This is a genomic window from Nostoc cf. commune SO-36 (assembly GCF_023734775.1).
In the GTDB taxonomy this organism is placed as follows: domain Bacteria; phylum Cyanobacteriota; class Cyanobacteriia; order Cyanobacteriales; family Nostocaceae; genus Nostoc; species Nostoc commune_A.
This window is the reverse complement of record NZ_AP025732.1, coordinates 4,640,580-4,659,742: the sequence shown is the minus strand read 5'-3', so window position 1 is coordinate 4,659,742 and position 19,163 is coordinate 4,640,580. Positions and strand designations below refer to the sequence as shown.

The following is a 19,163-nucleotide window of genomic DNA, read 5'->3' as shown; positions in this document are numbered from 1 at the left end:
AGTCAGAATCCATATTTTAAATTATCCACGGAGAGAACACTTTATGAATCTAGTTGTACTCCAGAACTGGCTGGACAATGCCTCCTTTGCCATATTATTCCTGACAATGCTGGTGTATTGGGGAGGCGCAGCTTTTCCGAATCTACCTTATTTAGCTGCTTTGGGGACATCTGGGATGGCGATCGCAAATTTGTGCATTGCTACTCTATTAGGGGCACGATGGATCGAAGCTGGTTACTTTCCCTTAAGTAATCTCTATGAATCTCTGTTTTTCTTAACTTGGGGAATTACCGCCGTCCATCTAATTGCTGAAAATAGTAGCCGTAGCCGTTTAGTGGGAGTTGCGACCGCTCCTGTGGCAATGGCGATAACTGCTTTTGCTACTATGACACTACCATCGCAAATGCAAGCGTCAGAACCCCTAGTACCTGCCTTGAAGTCAAATTGGCTGATGATGCATGTCAGCGTGATGATGTTGAGTTATTCTGCTTTGATGGTGGGTTCATTATTAGCGATCGCTTTCTTAATTGTCACTCGCGGTCAAAATATTCAATTACAAGGTAGTTCTGTTGGTACTGGCGGCTATCGCAGCAACGGCTATCGCTTGCACAAAGCATCTGAACTAATTTCTCAACCACCAGCGCCTGCTGTCGAAAATAATGGCTTTGCCCGTTTTGAAACTACTAGCAACGGCAACGGTAACGGTAACACTGCCGTTTTGAATTTAGTAACTACCCCTGAATCTCAAGCCGTTGCATCTGCTGAACCTCTTTCACCCCAGCGCCTTAGCCTTGCCGAAACACTCGATAACATCAGCTATCGCATCATTGGATTAGGATTTCCCCTGCTGACAATTGGCATCATTGCCGGTGGGGTTTGGGCTAACGAAGCTTGGGGTTCCTACTGGAGTTGGGATCCCAAAGAAACTTGGGCATTAATCACCTGGTTAGTATTCGCCGCCTACCTTCACGCCAGAATTACTCACGGTTGGCAAGGGCGCAGTCCTGCAATTTTAGCTTCCACCGGTTTGCTTGTCGTTTGGGTTTGCTATCTCGGTGTAAATCTTTTGGGTAAAGGTTTACATTCTTACGGTTGGTTTTTCTAAGAACCTCACTAATTTAAGTTGAAATGCAGAGGGGTGAAGAGTTTTTCTTCGCCCCTTTGTGCAATACACAAATTATTACGATAATAACCAAGGACTAAGGGACTTCCAAATAAAAAAATATCCAACTATTTATTGTGGGGTGGGCGTCTCACCCGCCCAGTAAACAAAGGCGGGCAAGATGCCCACCCCACAAGATTGGATAATTTATTTCTTGGAAGTCTCTAATGACCAATGACCAATGACTAAATTATCATTTTATTTCGGATGAAGTGTTATATCTCTGAAAATATATATTTATTGACAGGAGATTTTTATGGAAGATGGATTCGAGAGACTAAATCACGATGAAGTTGTGTCTATAGAACCAGACACTTTTAATAAGTTAAATATTGCTAAAACTTTTAAAGTCCGTGATTTGATTACCGCAATTAAGGAATATATTGGAGCAGAAGAGACAGATGAAGCAAATTTGTATACCCAAGGGTTAAATTGTGAAGTTTTACAATTTAGTACTTTGGGATGGAAAAAAGGAAAAGTGAGACTTGCTTTAGAATTTTGTCCTGATGAATCTGAGTCACCACTTGATGAAATTTTTCAAAAACTCAAACAAGTAGAAAACTAATATCAAATTACTAAAAGATCCCTGATTTATTTCATAAGTCGGGGTTCTTTTGCGTTTTAATGTTTACAAATAAAATAGGAGATGCTGAATTGCTATTAAAGTTTAGAAGGTTACAAATTATTTAATAATACTTATCGAATAAAATACAATACGGTTCAGTTAGGGCTAAAAACCTTAAACTGTGTAAATTGGGTTGAGGAACGAAACCCAACATTTCCGGGGCTTTGTTGGGTTGCGCTTTGCTTAACCCAACCTACAATTTTTCTTAACTGAACCGTCGAGTCGCGTCTTCATTCTGACTCCTGAATTCTGACTTCTGAATTCTTCTTCAAAAATTACATGATGGCGATCGCTTACAAGTCTACAAGATTATCCCGTTATAACGAAAAGCATTATCCCAAACATAATCAATCACTGCTTTAGCATCATCCAAAGGGAGAATGTGACATGCTCCGTGGCTATCGTAGGTTAGTAAAGGAATTTCTGGTACATTGTCTGTTGTTTCGCTATTTTGCACTACTTGGCCACGAATATCTTCTAGATTGCTCAGAGGCCCTTGAATATCAAAGTTAATCTTTGTGCCTAGTTTATTCTCCATCCAAGTTTCGATACGAGAATCTAATTGTTGAGGGCTTAATGGTGTGGGACTGGTAAGTAAATGATAGTATGCCAAAATAACTTCCTTAGATTCTTCTTCTTCTGCCAATTCAATAAACATTTGAAAAACACTAGTGTTGTTCGCTAAACTTTTGAAGAAGAGCGTATCAGTAACAAGTTTTTGAAATTGGATTTTTTTATTTTTGTAATTAGTGTATTGCTTAAAGGCAAATCCACCCAAAGCGATCGCTAATGATAAAGTTGCCACCAGAACAGGCATAAAATTTCTGACTTTATCCAACTCTACATCTAGAGATTCAACCAAAAATGGTACATTTAGTACTATTAAAATTGCAGCCAACAGCAATAATAAGTTCGGCAATGTTCTTAATATCAAAGGAATTGCCGCTCCAATCGCCGGAATTCCAAATAGTAGGCGATCTTTCCAGGTCATACTTGTTTTTACATTGGGAAAGATTAAGTCAACATCTAGTTTAGGAATATTTTTATAGAAGTAAACATACATTTTACCGGGAATAAATTTTAATTCTTGGATTTTGTTTTTCTTCCCAAGAAAGTAAGCCGCTTCTTTGAACTTGACTAATAAAACAATCCGTTCAAAAGTATCAATTGTCTTTTGTTCTTGCCAAAAGAAGAACTTTTTTACTGAAATATTTTTATAACTATCACCCCGGTAATAACAGATAAAGCGGTCAAAATCCTCAAAATTGACTTGAGTTTTCAATTCAATTAGAGATTTGGTTGCTAGCGATCGCTTAAGAATCGATTCAGGTAAAAGAATATAATTAGCCCTTTCAACAATATCTTGAAAGGCTTCAACTACTTTCAACTCCATATCATCATATTGCTCGAATGTTGGCGGAGTTATTGGTTGAATATCTGCATTAGGGTTAAAGGGTATGTAGTTATCTTTGATAACTTCTAAAGTTTTGTGGAAGCGAAAGTGATAGTATGCAATGAGGATTTGGCAAAAATCTTGAAATTTTTTGGCATCAGCTTCATCTAGCTGACCGTCTTGCAGGCAAAGCTTGATAATATCACTGCGAGTGTAGGGAATGAACGCTTCTCTATTTTCGGAAACAGCCATGTTCAAAGATAAATCAGAATCTAACTAGGGTTTGCCACATCCCACGAAAACAGCGAATATGAAACATTATGTCTTCATTGGCAACTAAATTATAGTATCTTGGGTGTTCAATCTCGCAGTTTTTTTCTGAGCCGATGGGTAGACAAAGACTTGCAACCGTGAAGAAGACAGAAGGAAAGACTGATTGAAAAGTGCGTAGGCGTAGCCCGTCGTAGACATCGCTCGGCATAGATTCTGATTCTCTCACTTGAATTGCTATCAAAATTCCTTAATGAAATAAAGCATAATTGCGTAGACGCAGAGCGCCTTGTTGTTAGACATCGCTTGGTGTAAATCCTGATTTAATCTAAGAGGATGTTTTAAAAGTCCTCTGCTCGGTAGCAAAACGTTTTAGATCCCCCTAAATCCCCCTTAAAAAGGGGGACTTTGATTGATTCCTGTTCCACCCTTTTTAAGGGTGGTTAGGGGGGATCTAGAAGTGCCTAAAATTACAGCCGAACACTTTTAAAACATCCTCTAAAAACATTCTGCTACATTAATAAAGTCCACAACGAAGCTCTGAGGTTCACGAATGAAGCTCCGAGGTTCACGAATGAAGCTCCGAGGTTCACGAATGAAGCTCCGAGGTTCATTAACGAAGCTCCGAGGTTCATTAACGGAGTTCAAAGACTCATTCACGAGTATCAAAAACTCATTCACGAGTATCAAAGACTCATTCACGAGTATCAAAGACTCATTCACGAGTATCAAAGACTCATTCACGAGTATCAAAGACTCATTCACGAGTATTAAAGACTCATTCACGAGTATCAAAGACTCATTACAGCAATTTTCATTTATTAAGAAAACACTCTCGCGTTCTTCTTTGCGCCTTTGCGTGAGACAAAAAATTTTTCCGTCTTGTAATTACGAATTACGAATTACGAATTACGCATTACCCTATCAAGACTTGCACTCACACTTTCAGCATCCGGTGACTTCAATCGCTGCAAAATCTCTAAAGCTGGTTGCAAATAGGATATCGCTTTAGTGTATTCACCCTGTTGTTCTGCCAAATCTCCTAACCTCCGCAGAGGCATTGCTTGAGTTCGGACATCACCAATGCGTTGAGTTATTTCCAAAGACTGATTGTAAAGTGCGATCGCTTGATCTACTTCACCTTTGTTAGCGTAGATCATTCCCAGTTGGTGCAACGTCGTCGCTTTGCCTTGGACATTACCAATGCTTTCTTCTATTTCCAAAGACTTCTTGTAGAGAGCGATCGCTTCATCCACATTCCCTTTGTTGGCGTAGATAATTGCTAGAGAGACAGTCCAGTAGAAGTAGTTGACAAAAGGTACAGTTTTTGAAGAGGCTGATTTATAGATAAACGCAATACCAGGAGTGCATAGCGATGCGTCCCTCCGTTTGGAATCCTCCCATCGAACTGTCGGTAAGCGAAGAAAAAGTAGCTCAACGCATTCGGAAAGCGAAGCTGTTCTTGTTTTTGAGGCAAATACGTCATGAGCTATTTGACGTATAATTTCAACTTGAACTGGCAAAAGTATTTAAAGACAGTAGCGTTGGCTTATGCCCAGTACCACCCGCACAGATAGCACTGGTCATCATACTACAAGCCTACACAGGAGCAAGCGATGATGAAGCGATAGAAGCAATGGTAATGGACAGACGATGGCAATTAGTTTTAGATTGTCTCGATAAGGAGCAAGCGCCTTTTGGTAAGGGTACACTGGTTCGGTTTCGTGCAGCTTTAATTGCATGTTCAGGCGACCGAATGTTAAATAATCTTCATGTTTTGGCTCAGATAGCACTGACAAATTCAATTATTGCAACATCATAGTTATACTTCTTTGTCAACTACTTCTACTGGCCTGCCTCTCTAGGCTTTCTGCTTAAATGGCTGTAAACCGTCTTTTTTAATAGGTTTAATGTGAATAGGCAACGTTCATTTATCGGTTTTATTATCGCTGGGGCGATCGCACTGCTAGTAATTGCGATCGCAGGCTTTTATTGGTTTTTCGCCAAAAGTCCGGTTAACCTTATTGCTTCTACCTCTGGGCCTGGTGCAACCATATTCGTGTCGAAACTTTCGCCTGTAATGGTTTCATTGCTGACAAATCCTGACCGTTTGCAGGCGTTGGAGCGTGATGAGGAATTATCTAAACTCAAAACCAGTTTATTCGCCAAAAGTGGCATAGATTACAAACAAGACATTCAACCCTGGTTAGGGAATGAAATTACACTAGCTATCACCACTTTAGATATTGATCGCGATCAAGAAAATGGGCAGCAGGCAGGATATTTGTTGGCATTAGCAACCAAGCAACCCGAAAAAAGCCGCGAGTTTGTCGAGTTGCTGTTTTCCAAGCGGGCGTTAGCTGGAGCAAACTTAGCTGTTGAACAATATAAAGGCGTAAAACTGATTTCTGACAATTCTCAACCAGAGGAGGACTTACTTGCTGGTGCTGTTGTTGGTGAAGGCTTTGTCTTATTTGCCAACGATCTGAAAGTACTACGAGATGCAATCAATAATGTCCAAGCACCCGATCTGAATTTGACTAGTTCCCCCGACTACCAAAAAGCTATTAAAGAACTACCTAAAGCGGGTTTGGCTATAGCTTTCTTGAATCTTCCCATCGTGGCGAAATGGCAAGGGTTAGAGTTAGCAGAACAACTCTATAACAGCCAAATCATATCCTTGTCTTTAAACCCCAAAGGATTACTGGCAGAAACAACCTTTCTGACTACATCGGAAACTGCCCCTCCATCTCCACCTTTATCTAAACCCGTGGGAGCATTGCAGTATGTTCCAGCATCAGCAGGTTTGGCAATTTCTGGCTCAAATTTAAGTAATTTGGGTGACAGTGATTTAGCTAAACTCTGGAGACAAGCAACAGCAACCATATATGGTTCTGAGGAAGATGTGATTTCTCGGTTAGCAAAACCTGTGGCGGATGTGCAAAAACGTTGGGGTATAAACTTACCAAAAGATATTTTTAGTTGGGTAGTAGGAGAATATGCCATAGCGTTGTTACCTGACAAAGAGCAAACAACTCCCCATTGGCTTTTCGTGGTGGAAAAATCTCAGGATGTAGAACAAGGCGTTGCTCGTTTGGATGCGATCGCCTCATCCAACGGACTCAGTATCAGTCCACTGACTATAGATCAGCAAAAAATCTTCGCTTGGACAGAGTTAAGCACGGCTACGAAAAAAAGTGATGTTAAAGAAGGAGCATTGTTCAGCATTGAAACAAAAGTGCGGGGATTGCATACAACTTTAGGAAATTACGAAGTTTTCACCTCTGACTTAGAAACTATGGATGAAATTCTCACAGCTAAGGATAATTCCATAATTGGCAATCCCAATTTCCAAGATAGTATCGCTGCGATTCCCCTACCAAACCAAGGCTATGTATATCTTGACTGGGCAAAGAGCCAGAATTTATTAGAGCGTCAAATACCAATTCTCAAGTTAGTGGAAGTTTTGGGTAAACCATTTTTTAACAATTTGCGATCGCTCACAGTCAGTAATTATGGAACTGACACGCGATCGCTTAAAGGTGGCATTTTCTTCAAACTCCATAATTCGTGAGATTTTCATAGTAGTTCAAGTGGAGAAGGTAAAAAGTTCTTTTACCTTTTCCACTTTCTTGCTATTAAATTAAATTTTACTGTTTATTAGACTTCTTTAGGACTTACGCACGAGTTACGGAATAACGAACCACAGAGCCGCAGAGGGCACGGAGAAATAAGAGTTTGACAGATATTTTGCGTAAGTCCTATTCTTGCATAAGTCGGGAAAAGGGGAACTTGCTCTTAATAAATTTATAGTCAAAAAAATAGACAATGCCCAGGCTTAAAACAAATCCGGTCGGCATTGTCACTTAGAAATACAATTCAAGCGGAACAGTAGATACCCTGCCTCTTCAAGAATCAGGTGTCAAAAGTAAACTAGGCTTTGTAGCTGACTCTTCATTTGAAAAGGTATACCTAATTAACTAACAAATTGCTGTATGTGAATCTAAACTACTGTCAAAAATCTGAACCACAACAAAGAGTTAACTCAAAACTTGATTACTCCCATTCAATGGTTCCAGGCGGCTTAGAGGTGATGTCATAAACCACTCGATTTACCCCTTTCACCTCATTCACAATCCGAGTGGAAATCACTTCCAAGACATCGTAAGGAACTCTTGCCCAATCAGCAGTCATGCCATCTTCACTGGTAACAATCCGCAAAACAATGGGGTAAGCGTAAGTACGTTGATCTCCCATAACGCCAACACTACGAATTGGCAGCAATACAGCAAATGCTTGCCAGAAATCATGATACATACCGCGTTGGTTAATTTCTTGCCGCACAATCAAATCGGCATCGCGCAAAATGTTTAACCGTTCAGATGTGACTTCCCCCAGAATGCGAATTGCCAAACCAGGCCCAGGAAAAGGTTGGCGTTGGACAATTTCTTCTGGTAAACCAATAGAACGTCCAAGTTTGCGGACTTCATCTTTAAATAGTTTCCGTAGTGGTTCCACCAATTTAAATCTTAGGTCTTTGGGCAAACCGCCAACATTGTGATGGCTCTTAATTTTCACCGCAACCCGCTCACCACTTTGAGGATCAACGTTGGTGTCAGCAGATTCGATCACATCTGGGTAAAGAGTCCCTTGAGCTAGGTAATCAAAGTGACCAAGGCGCTTAGATGTTTCCTCAAATACAGCAATAAATTCGTGCCCGATGCGGCGGCGTTTTTCTTCAGGATCAGTAATATCAGCAACTTTAGCTAAAAAGCGATCGCGAGCATTAACATACTCTACAGGAATGTGAAACTGCTCTTGGAACAGCTTTACCAATCGCTCTGGCTCATACTTTCGCATAAAGCCTTGGTCGATAAACACGCAAGTCAGTTGCTCACCAATCGCTTTATACAGCAAGAAGGCCAGCGTAGAAGAATCCACCCCACCAGACAGCGCCAACAGCACTCGCTTTTCACCAACTCTGGCGCGAATTTCTCGAATTGCCTCTTCGACAAAAGCTGCTGTTGTCCAAGTGGGTTCGCAATCGCAGATGTGGTAGACAAAATTACGGATTAATGCTATGCCACCAATAGAATGCACCACCTCTGGATGGAACTGAACCCCATAAAGCTTCCTTTCGTGGTCGGCGATCGCAGCACAGGGAGTATTTTCTGTATGTGCCAGCAATTCAAACCCTGATGGCATTTGGGTAACTGAGTCTCCATGACTCATCCACATCGTAGTGCCATCTTCGACGTTAGTGAGTAAACCTGTGGGATCATCAATATATAATGAGGCTTTGCCGTACTCACCTCGATCGGCCTTTGCCACTTCCCCACCGAGTTGATTCACCATTAGCTGCATCCCATAGCAAACACCCAAGACGGGTATTCCCAAATTCCAGATTTCTGGGTCACAATGGGGAGCGTTATCACCATAAACCGAACTTGGGCCACCTGAGAGAATAATTCCCTTAGGATTGAGTTGCCGCAAATGTTCAGAAGTAGTGCGATAGGATAAAACTTCCGAGTATACTTGAGTCTCGCGGATGCGACGGGCAATCAACTCAGAATATTGAGAGCCGAAGTCCAGAATTACAATCAATTGCCGATCAAGCCGCCCAAAATTTTCTAAAGTTTGGGGCGCTTGTTCTGTTGGTATCACCGCTGTATTCATGACGGGAGTGTTATGTCTGTTAAGGGTAGATGCTTTGTGGTCTATAGTGATGCTATTATTCAACCTGGGTAGGTTGAAAATGGGATAAAATCCCTAGACAAACGCGAGGTTATGTGCGCTTGTCTAGTCTCGGAGGCGGAGGTGGTATTAAAAGGATAAACTTACCCTAGAGTGGTTACTTAAGAGATTATTTATTTGGATTGTTTACGATTATTCATAATAAATTAACATAATTTTCCCATCAACAGAGCAGCAGTTTTACTCTTCACGATAATTTTGCGATCGCGATCAAACAGAATCGAGCCACAGACTGTAACTGCTGTGCCCTTTTCGCTATGGCTTTGGATGTATTCTTGGGAACGAACATCGATAGTTTCGGCGATCGCAGTGTAAACTTGATTTACCCAATTACTACCAGTTGTAGCATCTAGCGATTTTAAGTATTTTAGTGCGGCTTCGGCGGTTGCACTGTTAAATACAGCTTGGATATCTGGTGATTTTAAACCTGCGATCGCACAGTGCGCTGCTAAAATTTCTCGCCGTCCATCAGCCAAGTAGTGATGGGTGTGAAAAATCCCGCCAGCCAGTTTCATCAGCTTACCGTGATAGCCAAATAATAAGATTTCTTTCACGCCCAGCACATCAGCTTCTACTAACATTGGGCCAAGCCAGTTAGCAGTTTTGACCAATTGTTCAGGATTAATCCCTAGTTTACGCGCCAAATCTAGGCCATTTTCCCCGATACAGAATACTAAAGTCTCAAAAAGACTGGCTTTATTTTGTAATTCTGCCCGAAAAACTGCAAGCTGATCTGGTGTACTTAAGGGTTGAGAAATACCGGTTGTACCTAAAAGGGAAAGTCCTTCAACCACACCAAAAGCAGAATTTGAAGTGCGAACAGCTAGCGATCGCCCTTCGGGTAGAATAATCGTCACCGTGATTTTTTGCCCCGGTGCTAGCATCCGTTGCAAATTTTCTTGCAACAGCCTTTGAGCATAGGCATAAATAGCTGGCTTGTCGTCAGCATTCATTTGTCTGCCAATTCCTTCCCCGCCTTTAATGATTACAGCATCATCACCCTGTTCTCGCCATTCCAGCAGTGCCCAAATCGGTGTATTTTTAGTCAAATCGAGATTATCGCCAGGATCGCTGCGAGTTATTGCTAAAGCCATATTTTCAGATAGTCCTGCTACCTGCTCAATGGGGATTTCTGCGATTTGAGTCGGTTCAATCAAATCTATAGATGCTAAAGTTAGGGGTTGGCGATCGCGTAACCAATGTAAAGCTGCAACAGCAGCAGCACAGGCAAATACCGGGAGTGTGTATCCAGAACGGGACATTTTTTAAAAAATTGTGTTAAAACTTCTTTTGTATCTGAATGAACTTGTCTTTAACCAATTGTAGAATTAATCATGGTTCATCCCGTATATCAGCAAAGAATTGAAACAGACATAAAGCATTTAATATCTACTTCAAATGAGATAGATAATATTAAACATAAGGGCTTGCGAGGAGGTTTTAGAGAAAATACCCTTGATAGATTACTACAAAGTTATCTTCCATTTGGTTGGGATTTAGGAAGTGGTGAAGTAGTTGATTATTTAGGTAAAAGTTCTTCAGAAATCGATTTATTAATTTATAACAAAGCATCTATTCCTCCAATTTTATTTGGAGGATCTGAGGGATGTTATCCAGTAGAAAGTTGCTTTTATGTTTTTGAGATAAAAACTAGATCAAATGCCTCACAGATTCAAGAAACAATAGAAAAATTCAAAAAATTGAGACAGCTTAAGCCATTAGCTCCTAGAAAACCAATAACTGTATATTTTGCTTATAATACTGATTTAAAAGGAAAATCTGAATTTGAAAGGTATGCTGAATATGATGCTAATTTTGGAAATGACCCGTTAATAGATGTTTTGTGTGTTATTGGTCAAGGATATTGGTTTCATGTAAAAGATTCTCATTCAATTACTTGGTATTTTTTTAAAGCACAAGAAAACCATTTTGAAGTAGGATTATTTTTATCTGGAATCATTAACACAATAAACAAATTTAACTCACAGCAACCGTTTGGATATTATGTTATTGATGATATAAATTCCAAACAAATTATCTATCACAGAGATTTTCTTAGAAACTTTGACATCCATTTTGATAAAGGGGATCTGTTTACTAATGGTTTCAAAGAGCATGAAGCTGGTAATTATAGTGCAGCCATTAATTTATTTTCAAAGTCTATTCAGGAACAACCTAAGTTAGCTTCATTCCTAGTCAAGCTTGCAACAGATAGCTTTGAAAGACAAAACTATCAAGCCATCATAGAATACACAAGTAGAGCAATTGATTTATATCCGCCTCTAAAGTATAATTACAGGCTTTTTCATCGAAGAGGAATAGCTTACTTCCAACTTGACCAACTTAATCCTGACAATTCTGATAATCTAATTGCTAAATCAATAAATGATTTTAATTTTGCAATTAGACTTAACCCCGCTAATCCTGAACTTCGCTACTGTTTAGCTTGCTCAAAACTACGCATAGCAGGCTTTGATCAAAGCCTTCTGACGGATGCGTTAAACTCCCTTAATAAAGCTATAGAGTTAAATCCCTTATACGAACAAGCCCTAGTTTTAAGAGGGACAACTTATAGTATGCTAGGTCGATTTGCTGAAGCTAGAGACACTTATGTGAAAGCAATCGGAATTAACTCTGCAAATGAGGAAATACTTAAAAATTTAATTATTCAAGAATATAACCTCTCTTTGTGTGGAGAACAAAATACTCTTATTTCTCATGAAGAGCTAGGTAATTGGATGCAGGGTAACTACGAAGACAAGTAAAAACAAGCATCTTTTTGTACGTTAAGTTTTGAATACCTACTTATAACTTGATGAAAATCAGAATTTATTGAATCGTAATTAATTCGGCTCATCAGACAACTCTCCGTTGGTTAATTATTACGAATTAATCAGACTCCCACTTCTGATAATAAAGCTTCCATAGCTTCCCAAGAAATTCCTTGTTGAATATAACGAGGTGCTTCAGGATTGTAAGGACTGGCTACTCGGTCAATATTGAGAATGTTTGCCCCATCTGGCATAACTGGTACATCTGCATCAAATGCCGTAGGGCGCATCAAAGAACTGGAAAAGCCTTTGAAAATAGCAATTGTATCTTGCTCATCAGAAATTTCCACCGTTACAATTAGGACTTCTTGGGGACGTTTAGCGGTGTATTGTTCCAGTCGCTTGCCAATGGAATTCATTTTTTTAAGAGTGGGGGTAAGGTGGTGCAGCGACGGTTACTGTGGTGTGGCAGAGCGTCCCTGCTTGCCCAGCTTAATCAGAACAAAGTAGCTTAAGTAAAGCACATAAATTACTAAACTAGTTATGCCGAGAAAACCTAAGAATTCAGCCTTGCTATTAGCATGGAAATATTCTTTGAATAGCAAGGGAGCCTCGAACCAGACACGACAATAGGGAGTTTTCAGAGCGTTGCCAGAAAAAGCACAACCCAAAAAAGGGATAAAGGCTAGTGTACCCAAAATACAATAAACAGTTGTAGCCCAGCGCCAAGAGGTAAAAATCAATTTCAAAGAGCCACTGGTTTGATATTCAATTTCATCGTTAATATCCACCCAGAACCACAGTGAAATCGGGATCAATATCTGAGCTATCAACCCAGAAATAAAGCTAACTGGATACTGGGCAATCATTAAGTAAATCGTTATAGCTACTAGGCTTGATACTCGCCAGTATATAGCCAATAAGCGTTGTATGCCTTCCGCTTTTTGCACAAAAGCCCAAATCAAAAGAATTAGCGGAATAAGTACCAGGAATAATACTGCCAGTCGGTAATCAATCCAGACGAAAGGGCGAAACCAAATATCATAGTCCATAGTTTTTCTCAAACAATAGATCAAAAGAAAGTTAGGGTCAGAATAAATCAAGTAGGGTTTTATACCACTACCTGATTCTAAACTGCTTAATAAGACAGGGGTGTTAAACCTTTTTATTCAGGAGTCTGTCGGACTCCAATTCATTATGAATTCTTCTTGATAATAGTTTAATCAAAGCACAAAGCCCAGTCGCTAACTAAAGGTAGTGCTTTGACTTTTTTGTACAAGCTCACCAAGTCAGCCATACTATTTCACGAAACTGAAGTGAGTGGGCGTGAATAATTAAAAGTTTGTAGTAAGGGTTGGAGCCGCTGACTACAAACGAATGTAATTAAAATATATTGTGTAACATAATTTAATTTATCGAGGAAGGCAGGAGGTAGAGGGCAGTTCAAGAGAGAGCCTCCTTCTATTTTGCCTACTTACTACAAATAGATTGATAGGGGCGTACAGATGTACACCCCTGTTGCAAATTAACTTGTTGTTTAATTTATGTAAGCCGCAGTTTCTCGTTTTGGAGATGCGTTTTGGTTAAAATAAGTGATTTATTCTTTGTTTTTACGACTCAAGCTGGAGCTTTAAACAAAACGCTTACAAGCGGAGGACATTGGCGAGTATCCGCTTCCCCCGCTATTTGCGTCTTTTTCGGTCAATCCTGCTTGCCTGCTGACCAAGCAACAGAAAATTCACTTACCTCAATTCCTAGTCGTCGTAAACCCGGCATTCAATTGCATCTGGATTGTCATCACAATACTGTTCTAGAGAGTTTTTTGGCTTGCTTTGACGCTTGTGAGAAGCTTCGGCTTGCAATTCTTCTACTGCATCCCAAGCAGCAGCACACTCTGGTGAGTTGCTACCGTTAACATCACAGACAGTACGCGCTTGTTCCACTTCTTCTTGAATTTTCTCTTGGATGTCGCCTTTTGCTGTTTCTTGGATGTTGGTCATTGATTTAATCTCGTTGTGTGTTGTTAATACTAGTATAGAAAAACTTCAGAAATGGCAGTTTTGGGCTTGATTCTTAACCATTCTAACCACTTAGCCGATCATAAGTTAGTATTTTAGGCTATTGATTTCTAACCAATACAGCAAAGTACGGCATTTATAATGCATTTACCTTTATTTTTTAAGATTTTATGGAATCAGTAGCATAGATAAACAATCATACAATATATTTATATGCCTCTATTAAGGAATCACAACCCCAGCTTCTTGGGATGGAGGAGACAAAGAGCTGGCATCAATTCTTGTAATATGCAATTTTTCCCAAAACAAATCTAAACCTACTAGCCTAAAAAGAGAAAGAAGCTCAAAACTCATGGCAGACCAAATGCAGTGGGCAAATGCCCTATCAACCCGTCATTCTTTGGAAGCCGCTGTTACAGATGTGGTGGAACGAGCTGTATCATCGTTAACAGCACCTGCTGATCTAGGACTGGTATTCATTTCGTCTGCTTTTACGAGTGAGTATTCCCGACTGTTACCGTTGTTAGCTGAGAAACTTTCTGTGCCAGTGCTAATTGGCTGTAGTGGTGGAGGTGTAATTGGGACAACAGTTGGCGGAGATATTCAAGAATTAGAGGCTGAACCAGCTATCAGCTTGACTTTAGCACACCTTCCAGGAGTGAAGATTCAAGTATTTCATGTTGTCGCTGAAGAATTACCTGATTTAGACAGTTCACCAGATGCTTGGCTTGATTTGATTGGTGTGCCACCATCACCAACACCCCAGTTTATCTTGCTGTCTAGTTCTTTTGCCTCTGGAATCAACGATTTGTTGCAGGGGTTGGATTTTGCTTATCCAGGCTCTGTAATAGTGGGAGGACAGGCTAGTGGTGGGGGTATGGGTGGTCGTGCTGCCCTATTTTGTAACGATGCCAGTGGTGAAGAACACCAAAGCCTGTATCGTGAAGGTACTGTTGGTATAGCTTTGACTGGCAATATTGTTTTGGAAACGATTGTAGCCCAAGGATGCCGACCGATTGGCAAACCGTTGCAAGTCACAAAAGCCGATCGCAACATCATCTTAGAGTTAGATGAGAAAGTGCCTTTAATGGTGTTACGAGATTTGATTGCCAGTCTCAGCGAAGAAGAACGGGTTTTAGCCCAGCACTCTCTGTTTGTTGGTGTGGCAATGGATGAATTTAAGCTGGCTTTGCAACAGGGAGACTTTTTAATTCGTGGTATTCTTGGGGTCGATCCAACTGCTGGGGCGATCGCAATTGGCGATCGCGTCCGTCCTGGTCAAAGGCTACAATTCCACCTCCGTGATGCCCAAGCCTCTGCCGACGACCTAGAATTACTCCTACAAAGTTATCAACACCAACGAGAATCTGAACCTTCTGCTGTAGCCGCCTTAATGTTTGCCTGTTTAGGGCGAGGTGAAGGACTCTATGGTAAACCCAATTTCGATTCTGAACTATTTCGGCGCTACGTTAGCGATATTCCTGTAGGCGGCTTTTTCTGTGGCGGTGAAATCGGCCCTGTAGGTGGCAGAACCTTTTTACACGCCTATACTTCAGCATTTGGAATTTGTCGCCAAAATCAGTTATGAGTGCTGAGTTAGGAGTTATAAATTAGGTTCTAACTCCAAATTCCCAACTCTAAATTCCCAACTCCTAACTCTTATTCAGCAAAAGTGTAGTGTTATTATCAATCATAGTCAAATTTCCAGTAATGGTCATGCCTGGGTTTGGCTGTGATGCGCTATATGTCTCAATGTAGCGCCGCACTTCTAGGGGAAAATGAGGGTAATCTAACACCGCATCTCCATCGGCAATAGTTGCCCAGAAGTCGCGCAAACTAGGAGCTAATTTTTTTGCCTGTGATAACGGTAAGTTTAATGGAGAGTGAGTCAATAATTTGATTAGGAAGGGGAAAGAGCGATCGCCCATCCATTGCCGTGATGACTGTTGCAAGTCGGGGAACTCTGGCACTGACTCTACCCGATGGGATAAAATTTCTAACCATTCTTTACCTTGGTTATCCCGATGAAACTCTAGCACCCGATAAGGGTGAGGATAGCTAACTAAAGAGCCAGTGGTAATATCATATACTCCTTGGGAGTAAGCAATATCCTGAACGTGCAAATGCCCAGTAAACACTAGCTTGACTCCGTAGCGCCTCAGCAACTGCAACAGTTCTTGTGAGTTGGCCAGCATATATCGATTTGCCAGTGGATGGTTCGATTGATTGGGCAAATGCTCGACCACATTATGATGCACCATCACCAGAATTAATTCATCACCAGATGCCGCCAGCATTTCTTCTAACCACTGTAGCTGTTTGGCATCCAAACACCCCACCTGCTCACCATGCTCATTAAAAGAGTTAGAATTCAGCCCAATCAGCTTAACTCCAGGCAATAACTGACGAATGTAGTAAATCTGCCGTGGATCTTCATAACCAAATTTCGTGTAATAGTAGGGAAAATCAGCAAAAGCAATTGATTGCTGATCAGCCAACAGCACAGGAACGTCATGATTACCAGGAACAACATAGACGGGGAAAGGTAGCTGGGCTAAAAATTGTTGCAACCAAGCATGGTTTTCTGGTTCACCGTGCTGGGTTAAATCTCCTGGTAACAACAAGAAATCTAAATCAAGTTGTGTTAAATGTTCTAGTACACTTTTAAATGCCGAAATACTTACTTCCACCAGATGAAATCGGCTGGGATGATCCCAGATGGTGTGGGGAAGTGCAACGTGTAAGTCGCTGACTACCGCAAAGCGAAAATTGAGAGTCATTAATTTATGAAAATGTTAAAACAAGCCTTTTTCCCAAAGTATAACCCTTACTTTCTCTCCCTGCTCAGGAGTAGGTCTATTTAACATTTGTATACACGAAGTATTGATTACACACTATGGTGACGATTAACTTAAGGACTAATTCTAGCCATTAATCTGCAAAAATAAATTATCGGAAATCTGTGATCTTGTTTCTGCGCGTTTGATTCAAGATTGTTATATCTGCGCCTAAACTAAGAATTAATGGGTAATAATTCAATAGACCCAGAAATGAAATATGCATTATTTAACATCCTTGTGGATACCGCTAAGTCTGTACATTCTATTTTTACCAGATATCTAATAATGTCAGCCGCACAAAATATAGTCACTTTGTTGACTGTCTGTTCTGCTACTCCTCTTTTCGATAAAATAACTTAGCAGATCAGCAAGAAACAGGTTCAGAATCATGGCTCAAGCTAGTATCGGGATTATTGGTGGTAGCGGTCTGTACAAAATGGACGCGCTCAAAGATGTCGAAGAGGTGCGAGTCGAAACTCCTTTTGGTTCACCATCTGATGCTTTGATCCTAGGGACATTGGATAGTACACGGGTAGCTTTCTTGGCGCGTCATGGTCGCAACCACACCCTTTTACCTTCTGAGTTACCGTTTCGCGCTAATATCTATGCGATGAAACAATTGGGTGTGAAGTATTTAATCTCAGCCAGTGCTGTGGGTTCCTTGAAGGAAGAGGCGAAACCACTCGATATGGTAGTGCCAGATCAGTTTATTGATAGGACAAAAAATCGGATTTCAACGTTTTTCGGTGAGGGAATTGTTGCTCACATTGCCTTTGGCGATCCGATTTGTAAAAATTTAGCTTTTGTGTTGGCAGATGCGATCGCATCTCTCAATTTACCAGAAGTTACTCTCCATCGCGGCGGTACTTATGTATGCATGGAAGGCCCAGCTTTTTCCACGAAGGCAGAATCAAATCTTTACCGCAGTTGGGATGCAACAATCATTGGCATGACGAATTTACCAGAGGCTAAATTGGCAAGGGAAGCGGAAATTGCTTATGCAACCTTAGCGTTGGTGACAGATTATGATTGTTGGCATCCAGATCACGACAGTGTGACTGTAGAATTAGTAATTGGCAACTTGCTGCGGAATGCTGCGAATGCTCAAAAGGTGATTCAAGAAACTGTACGGCGGTTGAGTGAAAATCCACCACCGAGTGAGGCGCATTCGGCGTTGCAATATGCGATTTTGACTCAGTTGGATAAAGCACCAACGGCGACGAAGGAAAAATTAGGGTTATTATTGCAGAAATATTTGTAGTATTGGTGATGAATGAGCGATGTCTACGATCGCTTGTGATGCTCGACGACTCGCTAACGTTGCACTATCGTGAGGCAGTTTCTTAGTACAGTTTTGCATAAAAGCGTAAGGTTTTTTAATGTCGCGGAACGCAACGCGGATTATCAAAACAAAGCCTGCATAAGCAGGCTTTGTTTTGATAGCCCCAGACTCTAATCTGTGGGCGCTTTCAACTTTTTACATTAAATGACTAATTTCAATCAACTGCTCTTTTTACTGCATTGCCTGCATCTTCAGCTGTACGCTGAACATTTTTACCTGCATCCTCAGCCCCACGCTGAACATTCTTTGTCACGCCTTCGGCTGCATTTTGGGTATTTCCCTTAAGATTTTCAATTCCTCGTTGAGTACCTTTAACTACGCCTTGCGAACTTCTTCAACTGAACTGCCGATATCATCACCCAGATTTTTCCCTTTTTGACCCAAGGGTGTACCTTCCTTGAAATTACGGACATATTCCCCTGGACTTTCAACCCCTTTCTCATCAATCCTCTTTTCAGCATTTCTTGCCATCGACATCAGCTTTGTCATTAGCTGCCTTTTCATCTGCTCTCCCTCTAGGACTTTCTACATCACTAAAGTTATTCATCCCACCAGCCGGAGAAGAGAGAGGATAATCTTTGGTGGGATCATATCGTTTGGTATAAGCTGGTTGATCATCAGGTTGTGGTGGCTGTGTTGCTACTCCTTGACCAGCACAAGCTTGTGTCAGAAATAAGAACATTCCTGCCAAAAAAATAGTTAAAACTTTCAAGGGACGAATGCTTTTGAGCCAATGCATTGCTTTTTTCATACTTCTACATCCTTGCATTTTTGTGACTAACTTAAACTTCAACCAAGACGGCATTTTGAATTAATTTTACATCCAAGGCATTCAGAAAAAATAAGAGTTTTATCTGCCTACTGCTGGATTTTTTTGTAATTCAGGTCTAGCAGCAGCTTCATCTGCCTTATCTTGCAAAAAGCCGGAAGCTTTTTCAATATTCTCTTTTACAGTCTCAATTCGATCTTGAACCCGATCTCCTACCTT

19 protein-coding genes and 1 pseudogene are annotated in these 19,163 nt (G+C 40.8%); 7 read left to right on the top strand and 13 right to left on the bottom strand.

Annotated features, from left to right (window positions below; translation table 11 throughout):
• Window positions 1-43: 43 nt before the first annotated feature.
• Window positions 44-1,105 carry a c-type cytochrome biogenesis protein CcsB gene (ccsB, locus tag ANSO36C_RS20980; protein WP_251956079.1) on the top strand — a complete coding sequence of 354 codons (1,062 nt, stop codon included), beginning with the start codon at window positions 44-46 and terminating at the stop codon, window positions 1,103-1,105.
• A gap of 313 nt (window positions 1,106-1,418) precedes the next feature.
• Complete coding sequence (locus ANSO36C_RS20975) at window positions 1,419-1,727, top strand: KGK domain-containing protein (RefSeq protein ID WP_229462444.1); 309 nt, start codon at window positions 1,419-1,421, stop codon at window positions 1,725-1,727.
• Window positions 1,728-2,088: 361 nt separating this feature from the next.
• Here the strand turns inward: ANSO36C_RS20975 and ANSO36C_RS20970 are convergent, their stop codons facing one another.
• The 3 genes from ANSO36C_RS20970 to ANSO36C_RS20960 form a co-directional block, all read right to left on the bottom strand.
• Window positions 2,089-3,432: a TMEM143 family protein gene (locus tag ANSO36C_RS20970; RefSeq protein ID WP_251956078.1), complete on the bottom strand. Its 1,344-nt coding sequence runs from the start codon at window positions 3,430-3,432 to the stop codon at window positions 2,089-2,091.
• A gap of 13 nt (window positions 3,433-3,445) precedes the next feature.
• Window positions 3,446-3,694 (bottom strand): hypothetical protein, encoded by a 249-nt coding sequence (locus tag ANSO36C_RS20965; RefSeq protein WP_251956077.1) that lies wholly within the window; start codon window positions 3,692-3,694, stop codon window positions 3,446-3,448.
• A 658-nt stretch (window positions 3,695-4,352) separates the two neighbouring features.
• Window positions 4,353-4,808: a tetratricopeptide repeat protein gene (locus ANSO36C_RS20960; RefSeq protein ID WP_251960398.1), complete on the bottom strand. Its 456-nt coding sequence runs from the start codon at window positions 4,806-4,808 to the stop codon at window positions 4,353-4,355.
• A 17-nt stretch (window positions 4,809-4,825) separates the two neighbouring features.
• Between ANSO36C_RS20960 and ANSO36C_RS20955 the strand changes: the two are divergent.
• Both ANSO36C_RS20955 and ANSO36C_RS20950 read left to right on the top strand, forming a co-directional pair.
• A pseudogene (locus ANSO36C_RS20955) lies at window positions 4,826-5,212 on the top strand (transposase); the annotation flags it as partial.
• 150 nt (window positions 5,213-5,362) lie between these two features.
• Window positions 5,363-7,024, top strand: a complete 1,662-nt coding sequence (locus ANSO36C_RS20950; protein ID WP_251956076.1) for a DUF3352 domain-containing protein — start codon at window positions 5,363-5,365, stop codon at window positions 7,022-7,024.
• A gap of 482 nt (window positions 7,025-7,506) precedes the next feature.
• Here ANSO36C_RS20950 and guaA read toward each other — a convergent pair whose 3' ends face one another.
• Together guaA and cbiD are read right to left on the bottom strand one after the other, a co-directional pair.
• Window positions 7,507-9,126: a glutamine-hydrolyzing GMP synthase gene (gene guaA / locus ANSO36C_RS20945; protein WP_251956075.1), complete on the bottom strand. Its 1,620-nt coding sequence runs from the start codon at window positions 9,124-9,126 to the stop codon at window positions 7,507-7,509.
• A 224-nt stretch (window positions 9,127-9,350) separates the two neighbouring features.
• Entirely contained in the window at window positions 9,351-10,466 is a 1,116-nt protein-coding gene (gene cbiD, locus ANSO36C_RS20940; RefSeq protein WP_251956074.1) for a cobalt-precorrin-5B (C(1))-methyltransferase CbiD, read from the bottom strand.
• A gap of 72 nt (window positions 10,467-10,538) precedes the next feature.
• Here cbiD and ANSO36C_RS20935 point away from each other — a divergent pair, with 72 nt between their 5' ends.
• Window positions 10,539-11,969, top strand: a complete 1,431-nt coding sequence (locus ANSO36C_RS20935) for a DUF6602 domain-containing protein (RefSeq protein WP_251956073.1) — start codon at window positions 10,539-10,541, stop codon at window positions 11,967-11,969.
• Window positions 11,970-12,097: 128 nt separating this feature from the next.
• Here ANSO36C_RS20935 and ANSO36C_RS20930 read toward each other — a convergent pair whose 3' ends face one another.
• The 3 genes from ANSO36C_RS20930 to ANSO36C_RS20920 all read right to left on the bottom strand — a co-directional run bounded on the left by ANSO36C_RS20930 (window position 12,098) and on the right by ANSO36C_RS20920 (window position 13,975).
• Entirely contained in the window at window positions 12,098-12,394 is a 297-nt protein-coding gene (locus ANSO36C_RS20930) for a DUF7734 family protein (protein WP_251956072.1), read from the bottom strand.
• Between the two features lie 36 nt (window positions 12,395-12,430).
• Window positions 12,431-13,027 (bottom strand): DUF3177 family protein, encoded by a 597-nt coding sequence (locus ANSO36C_RS20925; protein ID WP_251956071.1) that lies wholly within the window; start codon window positions 13,025-13,027, stop codon window positions 12,431-12,433.
• A 702-nt stretch (window positions 13,028-13,729) separates the two neighbouring features.
• Window positions 13,730-13,975 (bottom strand): Calvin cycle protein CP12, encoded by a 246-nt coding sequence (locus tag ANSO36C_RS20920; protein WP_251956070.1) that lies wholly within the window; start codon window positions 13,973-13,975, stop codon window positions 13,730-13,732.
• A gap of 370 nt (window positions 13,976-14,345) precedes the next feature.
• On the opposite strand from ANSO36C_RS20920, the gene ANSO36C_RS20915 reads away from it, so the two are divergent.
• Window positions 14,346-15,581, top strand: a complete 1,236-nt coding sequence (locus ANSO36C_RS20915; RefSeq protein WP_251956069.1) for an FIST signal transduction protein — start codon at window positions 14,346-14,348, stop codon at window positions 15,579-15,581.
• Window positions 15,582-15,645: 64 nt separating this feature from the next.
• Here the strand turns inward: ANSO36C_RS20915 and ANSO36C_RS20910 are convergent, their stop codons facing one another.
• Window positions 15,646-16,773 (bottom strand): metallophosphoesterase family protein, encoded by a 1,128-nt coding sequence (locus ANSO36C_RS20910; RefSeq protein ID WP_251956068.1) that lies wholly within the window; start codon window positions 16,771-16,773, stop codon window positions 15,646-15,648.
• Between the two features lie 448 nt (window positions 16,774-17,221).
• Here ANSO36C_RS20910 and ANSO36C_RS20905 point away from each other — a divergent pair, with 448 nt between their 5' ends.
• Window positions 17,222-18,094 (top strand): S-methyl-5'-thioadenosine phosphorylase, encoded by an 873-nt coding sequence (locus ANSO36C_RS20905; RefSeq protein ID WP_251956067.1) that lies wholly within the window; start codon window positions 17,222-17,224, stop codon window positions 18,092-18,094.
• Here the strand turns inward: ANSO36C_RS20905 and ANSO36C_RS20900 are convergent.
• From ANSO36C_RS20900 to ANSO36C_RS34335, 4 genes are all read right to left on the bottom strand, one after another.
• Window positions 18,074-18,241, bottom strand: coding sequence for a hypothetical protein (locus ANSO36C_RS20900; RefSeq protein WP_251956066.1), 168 nt, complete (start codon window positions 18,239-18,241; stop codon window positions 18,074-18,076). The genes ANSO36C_RS20905 and ANSO36C_RS20900 overlap by 21 nt on opposite strands.
• A gap of 249 nt (window positions 18,242-18,490) precedes the next feature.
• The gene (locus ANSO36C_RS34345) at window positions 18,491-18,646 is read right to left on the bottom strand and encodes a hypothetical protein (RefSeq protein WP_323374467.1); all 156 of its coding nucleotides are present in this window, start codon (window positions 18,644-18,646) and stop codon (window positions 18,491-18,493) included.
• On the bottom strand, window positions 18,630-18,926 hold the full coding sequence (locus ANSO36C_RS34340) for a hypothetical protein (RefSeq protein ID WP_323374466.1): 297 nt from the start codon (window positions 18,924-18,926) through the stop codon (window positions 18,630-18,632). The genes ANSO36C_RS34345 and ANSO36C_RS34340 overlap by 17 nt, the downstream gene beginning before the upstream one ends.
• 99 nt (window positions 18,927-19,025) lie before the next feature.
• Window positions 19,026-19,115 (bottom strand): DUF6658 family protein, encoded by a 90-nt coding sequence (locus tag ANSO36C_RS34335; RefSeq protein ID WP_323374609.1) that lies wholly within the window; start codon window positions 19,113-19,115, stop codon window positions 19,026-19,028.
• Window positions 19,116-19,163 lie beyond the last annotated feature (48 nt).

Excerpts from the sequence above, each read along its gene's own strand:
- ccsB (WP_251956079.1), top strand. The coding sequence starts at position 44 with ATGAATCTAGTTGTACTCCAGAACTGGCTGGACAATGCCTCCTTTGCC.
- ANSO36C_RS20975 (WP_229462444.1), top strand. The coding sequence starts at position 1,419 with ATGGAAGATGGATTCGAGAGACTAAATCACGATGAAGTTGTGTCTATA.
- ANSO36C_RS20970 (WP_251956078.1), bottom strand. The coding sequence starts at position 3,432 with ATGGCTGTTTCCGAAAATAGAGAAGCGTTCATTCCCTACACTCGCAGT.
- guaA (WP_251956075.1), bottom strand. The coding sequence starts at position 9,126 with ATGAATACAGCGGTGATACCAACAGAACAAGCGCCCCAAACTTTAGAA.
- cbiD (WP_251956074.1), bottom strand. The coding sequence starts at position 10,466 with ATGTCCCGTTCTGGATACACACTCCCGGTATTTGCCTGTGCTGCTGCT.
- ANSO36C_RS20935 (WP_251956073.1), top strand. The coding sequence starts at position 10,539 with ATGGTTCATCCCGTATATCAGCAAAGAATTGAAACAGACATAAAGCAT.
- ANSO36C_RS20930 (WP_251956072.1), bottom strand. The coding sequence starts at position 12,394 with ATGAATTCCATTGGCAAGCGACTGGAACAATACACCGCTAAACGTCCC.
- ANSO36C_RS20925 (WP_251956071.1), bottom strand. The coding sequence starts at position 13,027 with ATGGACTATGATATTTGGTTTCGCCCTTTCGTCTGGATTGATTACCGA.
- ANSO36C_RS20920 (WP_251956070.1), bottom strand. The coding sequence starts at position 13,975 with ATGACCAACATCCAAGAAACAGCAAAAGGCGACATCCAAGAGAAAATT.
- ANSO36C_RS20915 (WP_251956069.1), top strand. The coding sequence starts at position 14,346 with ATGGCAGACCAAATGCAGTGGGCAAATGCCCTATCAACCCGTCATTCT.
- ANSO36C_RS20910 (WP_251956068.1), bottom strand. The coding sequence starts at position 16,773 with ATGACTCTCAATTTTCGCTTTGCGGTAGTCAGCGACTTACACGTTGCA.
- ANSO36C_RS20905 (WP_251956067.1), top strand. The coding sequence starts at position 17,222 with ATGGCTCAAGCTAGTATCGGGATTATTGGTGGTAGCGGTCTGTACAAA.
- ANSO36C_RS34345 (WP_323374467.1), bottom strand. The coding sequence starts at position 18,646 with ATGGCAAGAAATGCTGAAAAGAGGATTGATGAGAAAGGGGTTGAAAGT.
- ANSO36C_RS34340 (WP_323374466.1), bottom strand. The coding sequence starts at position 18,926 with ATGAAAAAAGCAATGCATTGGCTCAAAAGCATTCGTCCCTTGAAAGTT.